The sequence below is a fragment of the Actinoplanes sp. NPDC051388 genome, from assembly GCF_055586225.1.
On the sequence record NZ_JBVJIP010000004.1, the window covers coordinates 36,042 to 53,346 of the forward strand.

The window sequence follows — 17,305 nt, forward strand, 5'->3', positions numbered from 1 at the left end:
GGCGCCTCCGCCATCGTCAGGACACTGACGGGCACACGGCTTGACCCGAGAACCAGAGTAGTCGCAGTCAACCGCCGCCGCGGACCGAAACGCCTTTCCCGAACGGCCGGCCACGGCCTGCCCGGGCCGCGGCGGCCAGGACCTCGGCGGCGGTGATCTTCAGCAGGGCCGGGTGCACGGCCGGGCCGGGCGCGTCGCCGGGTTCGGCCCGGACGCCGTGCCAGATGGCGTGGTGGTGGCGCCGATCCGGCGGCGGCCCCCAGCGGCTGGGCGGCATCGGGCCGAACAGCACCACCGACGGTGTTCCGTAGGCGGTGGCCAGGTGGGCGATGCCGGTGTCGCCGCTGATCACCAGCCGGGCGTGGGCGACGATCGCGGCCAGCTCGCCGACTCCGGTGCGGCCGGCCAGGGCGGCGCTCGGGGGCAGGCCGGCGAGCCGGGTCACCCGTACCGCGAGATCGGTCTCGCCGGCCGAGCCGGTGACCACCGGATGATGGCCCGCGGCGGCCAGGGTTTTGGCGACGTGCGCGTAGCGCTCGGCCGGCCAGCGCCGCGACGGTGACTTCGCGCCCGGATGGATGACGGTCAGCCCGGGCCGGGCCGGGCGCGGCGGAATCGCCAGCGACAGATCGCCGGAGTCGGCGGGCACGCCGTGATGGCCCAGCAGGCGGACCCAGCGATGCACCTCGTGATCGTCCGCCGCCCAGCGGGGACCGGCGGAGTGCCCGGCATCCGCGTTGGCGTAGGCCCACAGTTCGCCCGGTTCGGTGGCGGCCAGCAGCCGGTGCGACTCGGGACCGCTGCCGTGCAAGTTGACCGCCAGCCGCGGAGGGTCGACGCCGGAGATCGGCGCACCCAGCCCGGTCGTGTCGACCACGCGATCGATGCCGCCGATCAGGTCGATCAGCGGGGTCAGCGCGGCCGATGCGGCCAGGGCCAGCGTCTCGCCGGGGAACGCGGCGCGCAGCCCGCGCAGGGCGGGCACCGCGGTGGCGAGATCGCCGAGCCCGAGGGCGCGCAGAACCAGGATCACGGGTACGACGTCTCGGTCTCGGCGGCGACCACCAGCTCCCGGACGGCACACCCGGCCGGCTGCCCGAGCGCGAACAGGATCGCCGCGGCGACGTTCGCCGGGTCGTTGAGGATCGCGTCCGGGCCGGGCTTGTACTGATCGTCGCGGTCGTCGAAGAACCGGGTCCGCATCCCGCCGGGGATGACCAGCGTGACGCCGACCTGGCCGGCCAGCTCGGCGGCGAGCGAGCGGGTGAAGCCGACCACCCCGAACTTGGCGGCACAGTACGCGGTCGCGTCGCCGACCGCCTTCACGCCGAGGGTCGACGAGACGGTGACGGCGGTTCCGTGCGACTCCTTCAGGGCGGGGATCGCCGCACGGATGACGGCCGCGGTGGCGAACAGGTCGATGGTGACGATCCGTTCCCAGACCTCGGCCGGGATGTCGACGAGCGCGCCGGGCACGTCCACGCCGGCGGCGGTGACCACGCCGTCGAGGCCGCCGGCCATGCCGATCACCCGCCGGGTGGCCTCCTCCGCCGCCCGGGTGTCCGCCAGGTCGCACTCGACCCAGGCCACACCGTCCCGCGGGGGCTGCCGGTCGATCACGTACGCGGTTCCGCCGGCCTTGGTGACGGCGTCCACGACCGCGGCGCCCAGACCGCTCGATCCACCGGTGACGAGCACCTTCATGACATCTCCTCCTGTCGGCCGCGGACGGCCGCGATGGTGTTGGTGGTGGAACGTCCACTGAGGTAGGGCACGATGACGGTCTGGCCGCCCCAGCGTTCGACGATCCCGGCCTCGGGCAGCCCCGGGCCGCCGTCGGCGTAGTCGCCGCCCTTGACCCAGACGTCCGGCCGCAGCCAGGTCAGCGTCGCCTCCGGGGTGGGCTCGTCGAAGACGACGACGGCGTCGACGCACTGCAGGGCTTCGAGCATCCGGCGGCGGTCCTGCTCGGTGGTCAGGGGCCGTTCGGGGCCCTTGAGCCGGCGCACCGAATCGTCGGAGTTGAGGCAGACGACCAGGCAGTCGCCGAGGCTGCGGGCGGCTCGCAGCGTGGCGAGGTGACCGACGTGCAGCAGGTCGAAACAGCCTCCGGTGGCGACCACGGTGCCGCCGCCGGCCCGCACCCGAGCGAGCAGCTCGCCGACGTTCTCCGGTTCGGCGGCCGGTTCCGGCCGGGCGGTGTTCCGGTCGCCGGCGACGAACGCCGTGGCCGCCGACACCGCCGCCTGCACGGCCTCGGAGACCAGGGCGCCGCCGGCCAGGGCGAGCGCGGCCGAGGCGGCGAAGCGGTCGCCGGCCCCGCAGGTGTCACCGTCGGCTTCGGACGGCGCCGGGACGACCAGCGGTGTAGGTCCGGCGTGGCAGAGCACCGCGCCCCGCGGCCCGCAGGTCACCGCGACCGCGTCGGCCTGCCAGCGCTGCCGCAGCAGGTAGCCGGCGCGGCGGGCGGTGGACAGCGCCGCTCCCCCGCCGGCGTCGCCGCTGAACAGCCGGACCTCGGACTCGTTCGGGGTGACCAGGCGGACACCGCGGACCGGCGCCGGCCCCTTCGGGTGCGGGTCCCAGACGATCGGCGCCCGGGCGTTCTCCAGGGCCTCGCGCAGCCGTGGCAGGCGGGTCACGCCCCGGCCGTAGTCGCTGACCAGGATCGCCGAGGCACGGCCCAGCACCTCGAGCGCGGCCGCGGACGGCTCCCCCGGCGGCGTGGGCTCGGTGCCGCCGCGGTCGAGACGCAGCAGCACCTGACCGGCGGCGCGCAGCCGGATCTTCTCCGGGGTGGCGCCGGGCAACGGGATCGGGAAGACCTGGACGCCGGCGGCGCCGAGCAGGTGGCTGAGCCGGGCGCCGCCGTCGTCGTCGGACAGCGCGGTCACCAGCGCCACGTCGCAGCCGTCACCGGCGGCCAGGACCGCGGCCAGCCCGGCGCCGCCGGGGCGGTCCAGGGTGGACTCCTCGTCGAGCACCGGGGCCGGGGCGTCCGGAGCGATCCGGTGCACGCTGCCCTCGACGTCGCGGTCCAGCAGGGTGTCGCCGACGACGACCAGCAGTGGGCGGTTCATGCGGGCACCCCCAGGGAGTCGGGGACCGCGGCGCGGACCGCCGCGAGTTCCAGGTCGACGTATTCGCAGAGCAGGTGCGCCGAGATCAGGTGCAGCTCCTGCACGACCTGGCTGTCCGGCGACGGGCAGCGCAGGACCTCGTCGCAGGCGTCGCCCACCGGGCCGGGTTCCGCGCCGGTCAGGGCCCAGGTGCGCATCCGCGTCTCCGCGGCCGCCCGCACGGCGGCCACCAGGTTGGCGCTGCGCCCACTGGTGGTGAGCACGAGCAGCACGTCGCCGGGACGGCCGTGGCCGCGCACCTGGCGTGCGAAGACCTCGTCGAAGCCGTAGTCGTTGGCGATCGCGGTGACCGCCGACGAGTCGGTGTTCAGGGCGATGGCGGACAGCGGCGCCCGTTCGTCGCGCAGGCGTCCGACCAGTTCGGCGGCCAGATGCTGGGCTTCGGCCGCGCTGCCGCCGTTGCCCGCGACCAGCAACCGGCCGCCACGGCCGAGATGCCAGGCGAGTTCCCGGCCCCAGCGGGCCAGCGGCTCGGCCGCCGACCGGTACGGCGCCAGTGCCGCGGCCATCGCGCCGACGTGACGGTCCAGGGGGGACTGCTGGGACATCACGCGACCGCCTCCTGAGCCGGGTCCCCGGCCACATCCACGCCGGTCACGGACCGGTAGGCGCCGGCCAGCAGGGTGGCGATCCGGCGCCACGAGTACGACAGCCGGGCCCGGTCCGTGGCGGCCGCCGCATAGGAGAACAGGCGCACGTCGTCGGCGAGCAGTTTGCGCAGCGTGGTGCCCAGGGCGTACGGGTCGCGAGGCGGCACGAGCTCGCCGGTGACGCGGTCGACGACGGTGTCGGTCAGCCCGCCGACGGCCGTGGCCACCACGGGGACACCGCACGCCATCGCCTCCAGCGGCGTCAGGCCGAACGGCTCGTACCAGGGCGCGGCGACCACCACGTCGGCCGAGCGGTACCACCGGGGCATGTCCGCCGCGCCCACCCGGCCGGCCAGCCGCACCCGGTCGCCGACCCCGCAGCGCTCGGCGTGCTCGCGCAGGCGCCGGGCGTACGGCTCGTCCTGCGCCCCGCCGCCGACGATGACGCACTCGGCGTCGGGAACGAGCGGCAGCGCCGCGATCAGGTCCTCGAAGCCCTTGCGCTCGACCAGCCGGCCGACACTGAGGATGCGCCGCCGGCCGGACCGGGGTTCGGCGTCGCCGTCGGGGGTGAACCGCTCGCTGTCGACGCCGGAGGGCACCAGCGTCATGGCGGACCGCGGCACGCCGAGCCGCAGCAACTCGCCGATCTCGTCCTGGCACTGCACGATGACCCGGTCGACCCGCCGGCCCAGCGCCCGCTCGTATCCGACGCGGTGCTCCGGGCTGGTGTCGGCGGCGCCCTGGTGGCGCCGTTTCACCGAGCCGAGCGCGTGGAAGGTCTGCACGATCGGGATGTCGAGATCGCGGACGGCGCTGACCGCGGCGAGCCCGCTCATCCAGAAGTGTGCGTGCACCACCTCGGGCCGCCAGCCGCGCGACCACTCACCGGCGACCCACGTGCCGAACGCCTCCATGTACGGAAGAAGCTCGTCGCGGGGCACGGGCTCGGGTGGCCCGGCCGGGACGTTGACGACCAGGTAGTCGCCGGTCCGGACGGTGACCGCCGGCGCCGGGTCGTCGCGCCGGGTGTAGACCCGCACGTCGTGGCCCTGCGCGGCGAGCGCCGCGGACAGCTCCGCGACGTGCACGTTCTGGCCTCCGGCGTCGGTGCTGCCGAGCGCGGCCAGGGGGCTGGCGTGCTCGGAGATCATCGCGATGCGCATGTCTCGTCCTCCAACAAGCGGTCCCAGTCCGCGAGGAACCGGTCCAGGCCGTAGCGGGCCAGGGCGACCTGACGGGCCCGTTCGCCGAGGCTGCGGGCGGATGCGGGATCGTCGATCAGCCAGCGGGCTGCTTCGACGAGGGTTTCGGTGCGGGTGGCGAGCACCCCGGCGTCGTCCGGTACGGCGGCGACGGCCTCCGTGGTGGCCAGGCCGATGACGGGCATGCCCATCTGCATGGCCTCGATCAGGCTCAGCCCGAGCGAGGTCCACCGGCACAGGTGCAGGTAGGCGCGGCGCCGGGCGACCTCGGCGTGCATGGCCGCCTGCGGTGGGTCGTCGTGCACGGTGATCCGGTCGCTCGCCAGGCCGGTCACGCCCATCCCGAAGACGTCCAGCGGGGCTACCGCGGCGAACCGGGGGAACAGATCGGTGCCGGTGACCCGGCCGCGGCGCACCGGTTCGTTGGTGACCACCGCGAGCCGGTCGAGTTCGCCGGTCCAGCGGGCCGCCGGCGCGACGATGCCGTGCTCGATCACCGTGGTCCGGGTCGCGCCGACGTCCCAGAACAGGTCGTTGAAGTGGGTGACGTGCGCGATGATCACGTCGTCGCGGTCGGCGAGCGGGTGCCGGGTGTCCGGCACGTCGCCGCGCGGGGTGTTGTGCTCGACGTAGATCTTCGGCGCCCGGATGCCGCCGACCCGGTCGAGTTCCTCGGGTCGTTGCAGGATCACCACGTCGACGTCCCGCACCTGCGCCAGGTCGACCTCCTCGACGGTGGGTGGCCAGTCGAAGGTGCGGGCGCGGCCTCTCCCCCAGGTGTCGCGCTGCGCGTTCACCGGCACGAGATAGCGGTGCTTGCCCTGCACGAACGACGTCGTCCAGGAACCGTGGACGTGCCACAGCAGGATGTTCACGCGGCGTACTCCTGGGTCAGGGCCGGGGCGGCGCCGCCGAGCAGGCGGACCGCGGCGACGACCTCGGCGGGATCGATGGCGGACAGGCACGGGTGCCCGGGCACGGGACAGGTCGTCGCGCGGCTGTCCCGGCAGGGCGCGGCGGCGTCGCCCAGCCGGACGTGCGGCACCCGATAGGGCCCCCACTGTCCGAACGGGACGGTCGGCGCGTAGAGGCTGACCACCGGCGTGCCGACCGCGGCCGCCAGGTGCGCCGGGCCGGTGTTGCCGGTGATCAGGCAGTCGGCGCCGGCGATCAGCGCGGCCAGGCCGGCCAGCGTGGTCGGACCGGCCGGTTCGCCGCCGACGCCCGGTGCGGGGTCGTCCGGCCCGGTCGTGACCAGCACCCGATGCCCGGACGCGGTCAGCGCCGAGACGATCCGGCGGACCAGTTCCGGTGGGCAGGTGCGGGCCGGCGCGGCCCCGCCGGGATGGACGACGACGTAGCCACCGAGCCGGGACGGGCGCGCGTCGACCCGCATCCGCCCGTCGTCACCGGGCGGCAGAGCGAAGCCCGCCGCCGCGGCCACACTGCGCGCCCGTTCAGCCTCGGGCAGACCCGGCGGCACCCGGTGCCGCACGTCGAGCAACGACCCGGGGTAGTCCTCGCTGATCGCCGTGATCCGGGGCACCCCGGCCAGGCGCAGCAGCAGGGCGAGCGGCAGCGGCGACTGATGGAACGAGGTGAGGACGACCGCCTCGTCGGCCTCCACCTCGGACAGAGCGGCGGTCAGGGCGTGGATGTCGGCGGCGTCGACCGCGGCCGGACGGGCGTCGATCCACGGCAGCGGCCAGGACAGCACCCGGTCGACGCCGGGCAGCAGTTCGGCGGCCGCCCGGCCGCGCGGGCCGCACAGCAGGACCACCCGGTCGGCGCCGGCCGCCACCGCCCGGACGGCCGGCCCGGCGAGCAGGACGTCGCCCATCGAATCGGACCGGGCGACCAGGACCGTGCCGGCCCGCGGGCGGGGCCCGGCGGCGACCAGGCTCTCCCGGCCCAGGATCACGTCGACGGCCGCGGTCAGGTCGCCGGCGACCGTCGCGGCGGCGGCCACCTCCGCCGGCCGGGTCACCGGGGTCGGCACCAGGACGCCGTCGGCTCCGGCAGCGGCGGCGGCGACCATGTCGCGCCCGATGTCGCCGACCACGACACACCGGTGCGGGGCCGTCCCGAGCGCGGTCGCCGCGGCCACGATCAGCCCCGGCGCCGGTTTGCGGCAGGCGCAGCCGGCGGTGTCGTCGTGCGGGCAGATCTGCCAGGTGTCGAACGGGCCGAGCAGCTCTTCGACCCGGGCGTCGACCCGGGTCAGCTGGTCCGCCGTGAACCTGCCGCGGGCCAGGCCCGACTGGTTTGTGACGACGCCCAGGCGCAGCCCGGCGGCCCGCAGCCGGTCGAGTGCCCCCCGGGCCCCGGGCATCGCGGTGACCAAGGCCGGATCCCCGTTGTAGGGAACGTCCGCGATGAGGGTGCCGTCCCGGTCGAAGAGCACCGCATCGAAGAGACGCGTCACCGGGCGACCTCGGCGAGCAACCGCCCGGACTGCGGCCGGGGTGCGTTGCCGTCGAGCGCCCGGAGCCGGCCCCGCAGCCAGTGCGCGGTCGCCAGCGGCGGAATGGCGGCGCTGGTCAGCAGCATCGTCGTCACCTCGCGCCGGTCCCGCGGTCCGGGGGCGATCCGGGCCGCGGCGAACTCGGCGGTGCCCAGCGCCCAGAGCGCTGCCGCGACCGCCCCGGCGCCGAGCCAGCCCCGGCGTCCGGTCAGGCCCGCCGTGGCGACGCATCCGGCAGCGACCGCCGCGGCGAGCGTGACGGCCGCGTGGCGATGCCGCCGACCGGCCGGCACGCCGAGCTTGCGGCGCCAGTCCGGGCCGTAGATCCGCCGCAACAGGGCGTCGTCGGCGTTGCCCCGCTGTGTGCGGACGCTGACCCAGCGGCTCTCCGGCCGGACCGGGTGCGTGACGGTCCGGGTCCCCCGTTCCAACGACCAGCCGGCCCGGCGTACGCGGTAGGCCAGCTCGGCGTCCTCGCGAAAGGCCCGCGGCAGCCGTTCGTCGAATCCGCCGGCCGCCGCCAGAGCCGTTCGCCGATATGCCATGTCGGCGGTGATCCATTCGCCGTCGGCCAGCGCGGCGGTGGCCCGCTCCCAGTCCGTCGGGCGGCGTCCCGGCGGCAGCGGCACCCGCAGGTTGCCCTGCACCCCACCGGAGCTCGTCGCGGCCAGGTCGTCGGCCAGCCGGAGCAGCCAGTCCGGGTCCGGCAGCACGTCGTCGTCGAGGAAGGCCACCCAGTCGTATCGGGCGGCACGCCAGCCGACGTTGCGGGCGGCGGCCGGCCCCGCCGCGCGGCCCGCCAGCAGTCGGACACCGGCGGGCAGATGCAGCTCGGCGCCGCGGTCGTCCACGACCAGAACCTCGACCGGAGCGGCCGGGCGCGGGCCCGCCAGCAGGACGTCGAGCAGGGCGAACAGGCTGGGCCGGCCGAGCGTGGGGATGACGATCGAGATGCCCGGCGCCGTCACCGGTCACCGCCGAACGCGTTCGCGCGGTGCACGGCGAACGGCCCGATCGCGAGCAGATCGACCGGCGCCGAGCCGAAGAGCTCCATCGCCTCGCGCGGGGTGTCGACCATCGGCCGCCCCGCCGTGTTCAGCGACGTGTTGACCACCACGGGCAGGCCGGTGAGCCGCTCGAACTCGCCGAGCATCGCTGCGACCAGCGGCTCGGTGTCCGCGTGCACGGTCTGCACCCGCGCGGTGCCGTCGACGTGCACGACGGCCGGGATGCGGTCGCGCCAGCCCGGCTTCACGGTGTGCACGAAGAGCATGTACGGGCTCGGGTAGACCCCGTCGAAGACGTCGGCGAAGCGTTCCGCGCGGACCATCGGCGCGATCGGGCGGAACTGTTCGCGGCCCTTGACGTCGTTCATCCGCGCGGTGGTGTCCGGGTCACCGGGGTGGGCCAGCAGCGAACGGTGGCCCAGCGCCCGCGGGCCGTACTCGCTGCGGCCCTGATACCAGGCCACGATGCCGTTCGCGGCGAGCACCCGGGCCGCCTCGGCGGCGATCGACTCCGGCCGCGTGTACGGCAGGGCGGCCCGGCGCAGCTCGGCCTCCAGTTCGTCGTCGCTCCACCCGCGGCCCAGGTCGGCGCCGGCGAACGGGGTCAGCGGCCCGGCCGTGCGGGCGACGTGCAGCGCGGCACCGAGGGCCGTGCCGGAGTCCCCGGCGGCGGGCTGCACCCAGACCCGGTCGAACGGTCCCTCGGCGGCGATGCGGGCGTTGGCCACGCAGTTCAGCGCCGTGCCGCCGGCCATCGTCAGCACCGACGGCCCGTCGGCGGCGGCGTACGTCCAGCGCGCCAGGTCCAGCAGCACCTCCTCGAGCCGCACCTGGACGCTCGCGGCGAGGTCCATGTGCGCCTCGGTCATCTCGCCGTCGGCGCTGCGCGGCTTGGCCAGCGCGCCCCAGTCGATGCGCTCGACGGTGAATCCGCCGTCCTCGCCGGCCCGGACCAGATCCCGCATCATGCCGAGGAATCGGGGCGTTCCGTACGAGGCGAGCGCCATTACCTTGTATTCGTCACTCGAATGCTGAAAGCCCAGGTGGCGGGTCAGATCTTCATAGAGCAGCCCGAGCGAGTGCGGCAGCCGCTGCCCGGCCAGGATCTCCAGGGCGCCGTCGCGATAGACGCCGGACAGATGGCTGGCCGCCTCGCCGCGGCCGTCGAGGACCAGCACGGCGGCGTCGGTGCCGACCGCCAGGCCCGCGGACGCGGCATGGGCGACGTGGTGCGGGACGAAGCGGACCTGTGCCGGGTCGAGCCCGGGCAGCGCGGTGGCGAGGAACTGCGGGGCACGGCGCGCGTAGTCGACGCGCAGGTGGTCCCAGGGGTCGCCGAGCCCCAGCTCAGCGGCGGTCTGGCAGAGCGCCGGGTCGAAGGAGTAGGCGACCGCGTCCAGGTCGCCGGGGCTCAGTCCGGCGGACTCGAGACACCAGGCGGCGGCCAGTTCGGGCAGCTCCCACGCGGAGAACGCGACCGGCCGCTTGCCGTGCTTGCGGCGGCTGAACCGCTCCTCTTCCGCGGCGGCCACGACGCGCCCGTCGACGACCAGTGCGGCGGCCGGATCGTGGAAGATCGCATTGATACCGAGGACTCGCATGGCGGGCCGAGTACCCGACGATCAACGTCTTATTCTAAAGATCACCGACTTCTATAGGACTTCTTCAGAAGGCTCGCTGAACTGCGGCTATTGACGTCCGGCGGGCGCGTTTGCGGTCCTTGCCGGGGGGAAACTACGCGCCATGCTGGAAGTGGGACACCTCATTGCCGGGGCCTGGACGACGGGCTCCGGCGACCGTCACCTGACCATTTTGGACCCGTCGGACGGCGCGGATGTGAGCCGCGTCTCCATCGCCTCGGCGGCCGACGTGACCGCCGCCGTAGCGGGTGCGCGAGCCGCGCTGCCCGGCTGGGCGCGGACCGCTCCGGGAGCACGCGGGGCCTGTCTGCGCGCGGCGGCGGACGCCGTCGAGGCGGCCACCGACGATCTGGCCGCGGTGATGTCCGCCGAGATGGGCAAGCCGGTCGACGAGGCGGCCGGCTCGATCGCCGCCGGCGTCGGCACCCTGCGCCAGTACGCCGAACTAGGCCCGGTGCATCGCGGCCAGGCCCTGGCCGGGGATCACGAGGCGGTGGACCTGATGGCGTTCGGCCCGCGGGGCGTCGTCGCGGTGATCACCCCGTGGAACGACCCCGTCGCCGTCTCCTGCGGGCTGCTGGGCGCGGCACTGGTCACCGGCAACACCGTCGTGTCGAAGCCGTCGGAGCGTACCCCCGGCACCGGGTGGCGTCTCGCGCAGATCCTCGCCCCGCATTTTCCGGACGGGGTGTTTTCGCTGCTCAGCGGCGACGGCGAGGTGGGTGCGGCGCTGGCCGGCGCCGAGGTGGACGTCGTCGCGCACGTCGGTTCGACGGCGACCGGCCGGGCGATCGCGGCGGCCTGCGCGCGCACCGGGGCGAAGGCGCTCCTCGAGAACGGCGGAAGCGACGCGCTGATCGTGGACGCCGACGTCGACCCGGCCTGGGCGGCTCAGCAGACCGCGCTGGGCGCCTATGCGAACTCCGGCCAGATCTGCACGTCGGTGGAACGCGTCTACGTGCACCGTGACCTCGCCGAACCGTTCCTGGCCGCGCTGGTCACCGAGGCGGAGAAGTGGGCCACGGACATCGGCCCGCTGGTCGACCGGCGGCTGCGCGACGAGGTGCACGCCCAGGTCGGCGAGGCGATCGACGCGGGGGCGACGGCGCTGACCGGTGGCACGGTTCCGGACGGGCCCGGCGCGCACTACCCGCCGACGGTCCTCACGGGCTGCACGGACGCGATGCGGGTGGTCCGCGAGGAGACGTTCGGCCCGGTGGCGCCGGTCGTGGTGGTGGAGTCCTTCGAGGAGGCTCTGAGCCGGGCCACGGACTCCCCGTTCGGCCTGGCCGCGACCGTGCTCACCGCCTCGATGAGCCACGCCCAGCAGGCCTGGCGGGAGCTGCCGGTGGGGACCGTGAAGATCAACGCGGTCTTCGGCGGCGCTCCGGGTGGTGCCGCGCAGCCGCGTCGCGGCAGCGGAGACGGCTTCGGGTACGGGCCCGAGCTGCTCGACGAACTGACCGTCACGAAGGCCGTGCACCTGCAGGCCCCGCCGACCGGCTGGTGACGTCTACTTCCCGGCCGCCGGGAGGTCAGCGGTGCTCCACCGTGCGGGCCACCGCGGCCGGATCGGGTGGGGCCGGCGTCGCTCCCCGCCATCGCTGGCTGAGCCGATAGGCGAACGCCCGGACGCCGTGGACCGCGCCGCTCGGATGCAGCCCCGGCGTCGAGCGGCGGACCGGGTCGAAGGCCAGCGCGGCGTCCTCCGCGGGCGGGAGGGCGGATCCCAGGACGACAAGGCCGAACGCGCGGGTGGTGCCGTCGTGCTCGGCGTACAGCACCAGCCGCCCGCGTCCGGTCCCGGCCGCGGCCACGACGGATTCGAGTGTCCGGCCGAGCGGCACCCCGCCCGGATCCGGACCGGCCGCGAGGCGCACCTTGCGGCCGGTGCCCGTGCGGTAGGCGGTGATCGTGCCGTACCGCGTGTCGAAGCTGCTCCGCGGCGCGGGCAGATAGGAGGTGAGGCGACCGCCGCCCACACTGGACAGCAGCAGATCCGCGCCGTCCACCCGGATCGCCACTCCCCGGATGTCCCGGCGGCCCGGCCGGGTTCCGATCCCCTTGGAGACCCGGACGGTGACCGGATAACGGCCGGGCCGGTCGATCAGGTCCGAGCCGACCGGCACGTCGAGGCCGTCCACCCGCAACTCGCCGGCGAACGAGCGACCGTCGGGGTGCAGCGACCGGCGATGGCGCGAATGCGCCAGCCGGACGAGGAGCGCGGCCGTCCCACCGGCGGCCAGCACGAGCGCGGCCGCGTTCACCACGATCAGCGGGTGAGGGCGTCGATCAGGTCGCCGACCGGCCGGTCCGGCAGGGCCTTGGCCACATCGGCGAGGGCGACGATGCCGACGAGCTGATGTCCGTCGATCACCGGCAGGCGGCGCACCTGGTGCTTGGACATGGTGCTGAGGACCTCGGCGACCTCGTCGTCGGCGCCGATCGTGACCGGCTTGCCCTGTGCCAGCTCGGCGGCCGTCACCTGGCCGGGGTCACGACCCTGGGCGACCGCCTTCAGCACGATGTCGCGGTCGGTGATCATCCCCTTGAGCCGGTTGTCCTCGCCGCAGATCGGCAGCGACCCGACGTCCAGGTCGGCCATCTTCCGGCTCGCATCGGCCAGAGTCTCCTTCTCCCCCACGCAGGTGACATCGGTGCTCATGATCTCGCGGGCGGTGGTCATCGGTCAGCCTTCCTTTCTCTCGGTGGTAACCGCCGCCTACCCCGCCACGGCGCCGCTAAGCGCGGTCGGACCTGCCAATGTGAGCTCAGTCGGCCACGACCAGGGCCTGCGGAGCGGCCTGCTTCATCCGCGTGCGCAACCAGTCGAGCTGCAGCGCGGTCTCGCCCTCGCAGGTGATGACGACCTCGAGGAGGGATATCTGCGCGCGAACGGTTCCAGCCGTGCGGCGTGGTCGTCGCAGCGGCGTTCCACCGATTTCTGATGGATGACGAATAGGCGGCGTGCGGCGGGGAAAGCGGCCGCCATGACGACGACCGGCACGGCCGCACCGGCCGCATCCGCGCAGCTCGAAGCCCCGGCCGACCAGGCACTTCTTCGACTCGGCCGGGCACTTCAGGATCTCGGCTACCGGTTCACCACGGTCACCCCGGCCACCCACGAGCGAATCAACCGGCGTCCCGAGAACGCCTGGGCGACCGACGTGCGCGACGTCCTCGGCTGGAGCCGGCCGTTCCGGGCCGGAGTGCTGCCGGACGACCTGATGACCTTGCTCGACGACGCCGGCGCCCTCGAGCGCCACGGTGACGGCTGGCGGAGCCGGGTCCGGTTCTCCTCCTACGACGACGAGCTGTTCCTGCACTCCGCCTTCCCCACGGCAGCCGCCGACGCCGTCTTCCTCGGCCCGGACACGTACCGGATGGCCGACGCCGCGGTCGCGCACGTCAGAGCGCGGGCGACGCCGGTCCGCCGGGCCGTGGACATCGGTTGCGGCACCGCGGCCGGGGCGATCGCCGTCGCCAAGCGGGCGCCGCAGGCCGAGGTCATCGGTGTCGACATCAACGACACCGCCCTGCGGTACGCCCGGATCAACGCCGAGCTGGCCGGCGCCGGGCAGGTCCGGCTCTGCCACAGCGACCTGCTGGACGGCGTGGACGGCGCCTTCGACCTGATCATCTCCAACCCACCGTTCATGATCGACCCGGCCCGGCGCACCTACCGCGACGGCGGCGGACCGCACGGGAACGCACTCTCCCTCGCGGTCCTCGACGCCGCGACGCAGCGGCTGGCGCCGGGCGGTTCGCTGGTGCTGTTCAGCGGAACGGGCGTCGTCGAAGGACGGGATCCGCTCCGCGAAGCCGCACAGCGCCGGCTGGCCGGCACCGGTCTGACGTGGACCTACCGCGAGGTGGATCCCGACGTGTACAGCGAGGAGTTGGACGACGCCTACCAGCACGCCGAACGGGTCGCGATCGTGGTGCTGACCGCGACCCGTCCGCAGTGAGCGCTCCGGGGCAGGTCAGCGGCCACACCCTGGGCGTCGAGGAGGAGTTCCTGCTCCTCGATCCGGCCGGCGGCGAGAACGCGCCGCTGGCCGGCAAGGTGCTGGGCGCCCTCCCCGAGTCGGTGCGCGGGCAGAGCCGCGTCCACGTCGGCGTCCCGGACCGGCCGCTGTCCATCGAGATCTGCAACCACCTGCGGCGCGCTCGGGAGCGGGGCCGGCCTCGCTCCCGAGCGCGATGATCGTCAGTCGAGCGCGCCCTTGATCTTGTTGACGACGTTGGCGACGCCCTGGGCGTGGGCTCCCGCCCCGGTGCCCGGCTTGCCCTTGCCCATCGCGCCGTCGTAGGTCACGAACAACTTGGGGTCCGGCGCCGGCCCGAGTGGCTTGTCGTCGGTCAGCGGCTGCGCGTCCGGCACGTACACGATCTCCTTGCCACCGACCAGGGTCGGGCCCTGCGCCCAGCGGCCCTCACCCGCCGTGCTCTCCGGATCGAAGCTGTAGAAGGTGTGGTTGGCGTCCTGGTTCTCGTCCTCGCCGTTGGAGTCCTCGATGCCGGTCTCGGTGAAGCCGTCGGCGATCAGCTGCTCGATGCCGAGCAGCCACTGCTGCTGGTGCCAGGTGTCCCGGGCCAGGTTGAACTGCAGCATGTCCTTGACCCCGCGGTCGTCGGTCATGTTGTAGACCCGGCTGGTCATCAGCCGGCTCTGCGCCTCGGCGGCGACGTTGGACCGGAAGTCGCTCAGCAGGTTCCCGCTGGCGACGATGTAGCCGGCGTTCCACGGCACACCCGCCGCGTCGCGCGGCAGCGCGCCGCCGCCGGTGACGATGGCGTGCTGCGGGTTCATGCCGCCGAGCACGGCGGCCAGCAGCGGGTTCGCGGCCGCTGCCTTCTCGGTCGCCTCTCCGGGCGCGCCCTCGAGCAGCCGGGCCAGCATGGTCGTGAGCATCTCGACGTGGCCGATCTCCTCGGTCGCGATGTCCATGATCATGTCCTTGTACTTGCCCGGGACCCGGCACGACCAGCCCTGCCACAGGTACTGCATCATCACGGTCATCTCCCCGAACTGACCGCCGACGAGCTCTTGCATCTTCGCGGCGAGCAGGGCGTCCGGCTTCTCCGGCTTGGCCTGGAACTGCAGGTAATCGACGTGCTTGAACATCAGAGCCTCCATGCTGACGGGATGGGCACGACGGTGGGCTACCCGGCGTCGTGGCCCCGGCGGGCCAGCGATGGCCCGGCCAGGTCACCGCCGCGGGCATGTGTCCGGCAGCATCGCCGCGCGCACCCGGGGAGAGACTCATGGCCGTCGACACACCCGCACCGGTCGCGGTGTCGCCACCCCTGCGGCGGCGCATCGCCCGGATGGCGCCGTGGTTCGGTCCGGCCTTCGTGGCCGCGATCGCCTACGCCGACCCGGGCAACTTCGCCACCAACTTCACCGGCGGCGCCACCTTCGGCTACCAGCTGGTCTGGGTGATCGTCGCCGCCAACCTGATGGCCATGCTGATCCAGTCGCTGTCCGCCAAGCTCGGCTTCGTCACCGGCCTCGACCTGCCGCAGCTCTGCCGGGCCCGCTTTCCCCGTCCGCTCAACCGGGCCCTGTGGGTGCAGGCGGAGCTCGTGGCCATGGCCACCGACCTCGCCGAGATCATCGGTGGCGCTCTGGCGCTGAACCTGCTGTTCCAGGTCCCGCTGCCGATCGGTGGCCTGATCACGTGCGTGGTCGCGTTCGCGCTGCTGACCCTTCAGCGCCGTGGGGTGCGCCGCTTCGAGACGGTGATCGCCGGGCTGCTGGGCGTCATCCTGCTCGGCTTCCTGTACGACACTCTGCGCGCGGGCGTCGACACCGGCGCGCTCGCCACCGGCATGGTCCCCTCCCTGTCCGGGACGGACAGCCTGGTGCTGGCCACCGGCATTCTCGGCGCGACCGTCATGCCGCACGTCATCTACCTGCACTCGGCGCTGACCAAGTCGCGGACGGTCATGGCCGCCGGCCCGGACGAGCGCCGGCGGGCACTGCGCTGCCAGCGGGTCGACACCCTCGTCGCGCTCGGCGCCGCCGGGCTGGTCAATCTGGCCATGCTGGTCATCGCCGCCCAGCTCTTCTTCGGAACCCGCATCCCCGGCACCGACACCCTGGACGGCATCCACGCCGGCCTGGGGATGACCCTCGACCGGTACGCCGCACTGGCGTTCGCCGTCGCCCTGCTCGCCTCCGGCCTGGCGTCCTCGAGTGTCGGAACCTATGCCGGACAGGTCGTCATGCAGGGCTTCATCGGGCGCAGCATCCCGCTGTCGGTGCGCCGCATCCTCACGATGGCGCCGGCGATGATCGTGCTGCTGCTCGGCGTCGACCCGACCGAGGCACTGGTGTGGTCCCAGGTGGCGCTGTCCTTCGGAGTCCCGTTCGCGCTCGTCCCGCTGATCTGGCTGACCCGGCGCCGCGACGTGATGGGCGAGCACACGAACAGCCCGGCGGTGACCGCGACCGCCACCGCCGTGGCGGCACTGATCATCGCGCTGAACGTCGTGCTGGTCCTGCACACCGTCGCCGGATGACGGTTTGGTCCGGCGATGTGCGGGAAGTCGCCGGGCTCCGCAGGCATCGAAGGAGTGAGATGACGACGATCCGCCGATCTCAGAGGATCCCGGCGCTCCCGGCCAGCGCCGCGGCCTCCGTCCGGCTCGACACCCGCAGCTTGCGCAGCAGCGTCGCGGTCAGCCGCTTGACCGTACGTTCCGAGACGTGCAGCTCGGCCGCGATGGTGCCGGTGGTCGCACCGGCCGCGATGAGATGCAGCAGGCGGCGTTCCGACTCGTCGAGGTCCGCGGGCGCCGGGCGGGTTCCCCGGGCCGGTGCGAGGAGCGTGGCGAGCAGGCCGGACGGCAGGACCGACCAGCCGCCCAGCACCGCGAGCAACGGTTGCAGCAGGTCCGCGGCCTCGCTGCTCTTCGGCAGGAAGCCCTCGGCGCCTGCCCGCAACGCCGCGAGCGCCGGCCGCGGGTCGTCGTCGCCGGACATCGCCACGATTCGCACGCGGGGCGCGGCGTGCCGGATGGCGGCCACCGCCCGCACCCCGCCGGGCGGCGGCATGTGCAGGTCCACCAGCACCAGGTCGGGCACCACGCGCCGGACCATGCTCGCCGCAGCCGAGGCGTCCCCGGTCGAGGCGACCACGGTGAACTGCCCGCCGCTCACCTCGGGAAGCAGCAGTTCGAGCCCGCGGACGAACAACGGGTGGTCATCGACCAGGGCGACTCCGACGGCACGACCGTTCAGCATGTTCGCT

The 17,305-nt window shown here is 74.1% G+C and carries 18 protein-coding genes; 5 read left to right on the forward strand and 13 right to left on the reverse strand.

The features are described 5' to 3' along the window. Window positions 1-67 precede the first annotated feature (67 nt). From ACZ6TI_RS12075 to ACZ6TI_RS12115, 9 genes are read right to left on the reverse strand one after another with little or no spacing between them, the layout of a single operon-like run. The gene (locus ACZ6TI_RS12075; protein WP_465345040.1) at window positions 68-1,033 is read right to left on the reverse strand and encodes a glycosyltransferase family 9 protein; all 966 of its coding nucleotides are present in this window, start codon (window positions 1,031-1,033) and stop codon (window positions 68-70) included. Then, on the reverse strand, window positions 1,030-1,704 hold the full coding sequence (locus ACZ6TI_RS12080) for an SDR family oxidoreductase (protein WP_465345041.1): 675 nt from the start codon (window positions 1,702-1,704) through the stop codon (window positions 1,030-1,032). Before ACZ6TI_RS12080 ends, ACZ6TI_RS12075 begins: the two co-directional genes overlap by 4 nt. Beyond that, the gene (locus ACZ6TI_RS12085; protein WP_465345042.1) at window positions 1,701-3,080 is read right to left on the reverse strand and encodes a PfkB family carbohydrate kinase; all 1,380 of its coding nucleotides are present in this window, start codon (window positions 3,078-3,080) and stop codon (window positions 1,701-1,703) included. The genes ACZ6TI_RS12080 and ACZ6TI_RS12085 overlap by 4 nt, the downstream gene beginning before the upstream one ends. Beyond that, window positions 3,077-3,691, reverse strand: a complete 615-nt coding sequence (locus ACZ6TI_RS12090; protein ID WP_465345043.1) for a D-sedoheptulose-7-phosphate isomerase — start codon at window positions 3,689-3,691, stop codon at window positions 3,077-3,079. The genes ACZ6TI_RS12085 and ACZ6TI_RS12090 overlap by 4 nt, the downstream gene beginning before the upstream one ends. Continuing rightward, window positions 3,688-4,896 carry a glycosyltransferase gene (locus ACZ6TI_RS12095; protein WP_465345044.1) on the reverse strand — a complete coding sequence of 403 codons (1,209 nt, stop codon included), beginning with the start codon at window positions 4,894-4,896 and terminating at the stop codon, window positions 3,688-3,690. Before ACZ6TI_RS12095 ends, ACZ6TI_RS12090 begins: the two co-directional genes overlap by 4 nt. Further along, window positions 4,881-5,810: a glycosyltransferase gene (locus tag ACZ6TI_RS12100; RefSeq protein WP_465345045.1), complete on the reverse strand. Its 930-nt coding sequence runs from the start codon at window positions 5,808-5,810 to the stop codon at window positions 4,881-4,883. Before ACZ6TI_RS12100 ends, ACZ6TI_RS12095 begins: the two co-directional genes overlap by 16 nt. Continuing rightward, window positions 5,807-7,360 (reverse strand): HAD-IIIA family hydrolase, encoded by a 1,554-nt coding sequence (locus tag ACZ6TI_RS12105; RefSeq protein WP_465345046.1) that lies wholly within the window; start codon window positions 7,358-7,360, stop codon window positions 5,807-5,809. Before ACZ6TI_RS12105 ends, ACZ6TI_RS12100 begins: the two co-directional genes overlap by 4 nt. Continuing rightward, on the reverse strand, window positions 7,357-8,367 hold the full coding sequence (locus ACZ6TI_RS12110) for a glycosyltransferase (RefSeq protein ID WP_465345047.1): 1,011 nt from the start codon (window positions 8,365-8,367) through the stop codon (window positions 7,357-7,359). The genes ACZ6TI_RS12105 and ACZ6TI_RS12110 overlap by 4 nt, the downstream gene beginning before the upstream one ends. Beyond that, entirely contained in the window at window positions 8,364-10,007 is a 1,644-nt protein-coding gene (locus tag ACZ6TI_RS12115; protein WP_465345048.1) for a carbamoyltransferase family protein, read from the reverse strand. Before ACZ6TI_RS12115 ends, ACZ6TI_RS12110 begins: the two co-directional genes overlap by 4 nt. A 142-nt stretch (window positions 10,008-10,149) precedes the next feature. Here ACZ6TI_RS12115 and ACZ6TI_RS12120 point away from each other — a divergent pair, with 142 nt between their 5' ends. Continuing rightward, entirely contained in the window at window positions 10,150-11,556 is a 1,407-nt protein-coding gene (locus tag ACZ6TI_RS12120) for an aldehyde dehydrogenase family protein (protein WP_465345049.1), read from the forward strand. Between the two features lie 25 nt (window positions 11,557-11,581). Here the strand turns inward: ACZ6TI_RS12120 and ACZ6TI_RS12125 are convergent, their stop codons facing one another. Continuing rightward, window positions 11,582-12,316, reverse strand: coding sequence for a hypothetical protein (locus ACZ6TI_RS12125; protein ID WP_465345050.1), 735 nt, complete (start codon window positions 12,314-12,316; stop codon window positions 11,582-11,584). 2 nt (window positions 12,317-12,318) lie between these two features. Next, complete coding sequence (locus ACZ6TI_RS12130) at window positions 12,319-12,732, reverse strand: CBS domain-containing protein (protein ID WP_465345051.1); 414 nt, start codon at window positions 12,730-12,732, stop codon at window positions 12,319-12,321. Here ACZ6TI_RS12130 and ACZ6TI_RS12135 point away from each other — a divergent pair. The 3 genes from ACZ6TI_RS12135 to ACZ6TI_RS12145 are packed head-to-tail and all read left to right on the forward strand — an operon-like array spanning window position 12,704 to window position 14,253. Beyond that, window positions 12,704-12,994, forward strand: a complete 291-nt coding sequence (locus ACZ6TI_RS12135) for a hypothetical protein (RefSeq protein ID WP_465345052.1) — start codon at window positions 12,704-12,706, stop codon at window positions 12,992-12,994. The two genes, ACZ6TI_RS12130 and ACZ6TI_RS12135, sit on opposite strands and share 29 nt — an antisense overlap. A 42-nt stretch (window positions 12,995-13,036) precedes the next feature. Further along, a complete protein-coding gene (locus ACZ6TI_RS12140; RefSeq protein ID WP_465345053.1) occupies window positions 13,037-14,014 on the forward strand; it encodes a methyltransferase in 978 nt (325 codons plus the stop codon). After that, complete coding sequence (locus tag ACZ6TI_RS12145) at window positions 14,011-14,253, forward strand: hypothetical protein (RefSeq protein ID WP_465345054.1); 243 nt, start codon at window positions 14,011-14,013, stop codon at window positions 14,251-14,253. The genes ACZ6TI_RS12140 and ACZ6TI_RS12145 overlap by 4 nt, the downstream gene beginning before the upstream one ends. A 3-nt stretch (window positions 14,254-14,256) precedes the next feature. On the opposite strand, the gene ACZ6TI_RS12150 is transcribed toward ACZ6TI_RS12145, so the two are convergent. Further along, window positions 14,257-15,174: a manganese catalase gene (locus tag ACZ6TI_RS12150; RefSeq protein ID WP_465345055.1), complete on the reverse strand. Its 918-nt coding sequence runs from the start codon at window positions 15,172-15,174 to the stop codon at window positions 14,257-14,259. A 140-nt stretch (window positions 15,175-15,314) separates the two neighbouring features. Here ACZ6TI_RS12150 and ACZ6TI_RS12155 point away from each other — a divergent pair, with 140 nt between their 5' ends. Continuing rightward, window positions 15,315-16,574 carry an Nramp family divalent metal transporter gene (locus ACZ6TI_RS12155; RefSeq protein ID WP_465345056.1) on the forward strand — a complete coding sequence of 420 codons (1,260 nt, stop codon included), beginning with the start codon at window positions 15,315-15,317 and terminating at the stop codon, window positions 16,572-16,574. A gap of 79 nt (window positions 16,575-16,653) precedes the next feature. Here the strand turns inward: ACZ6TI_RS12155 and ACZ6TI_RS12160 are convergent, their stop codons facing one another. Then, window positions 16,654-17,298, reverse strand: coding sequence for a response regulator (locus ACZ6TI_RS12160; protein WP_465345057.1), 645 nt, complete (start codon window positions 17,296-17,298; stop codon window positions 16,654-16,656). Window positions 17,299-17,305 lie beyond the last annotated feature (7 nt).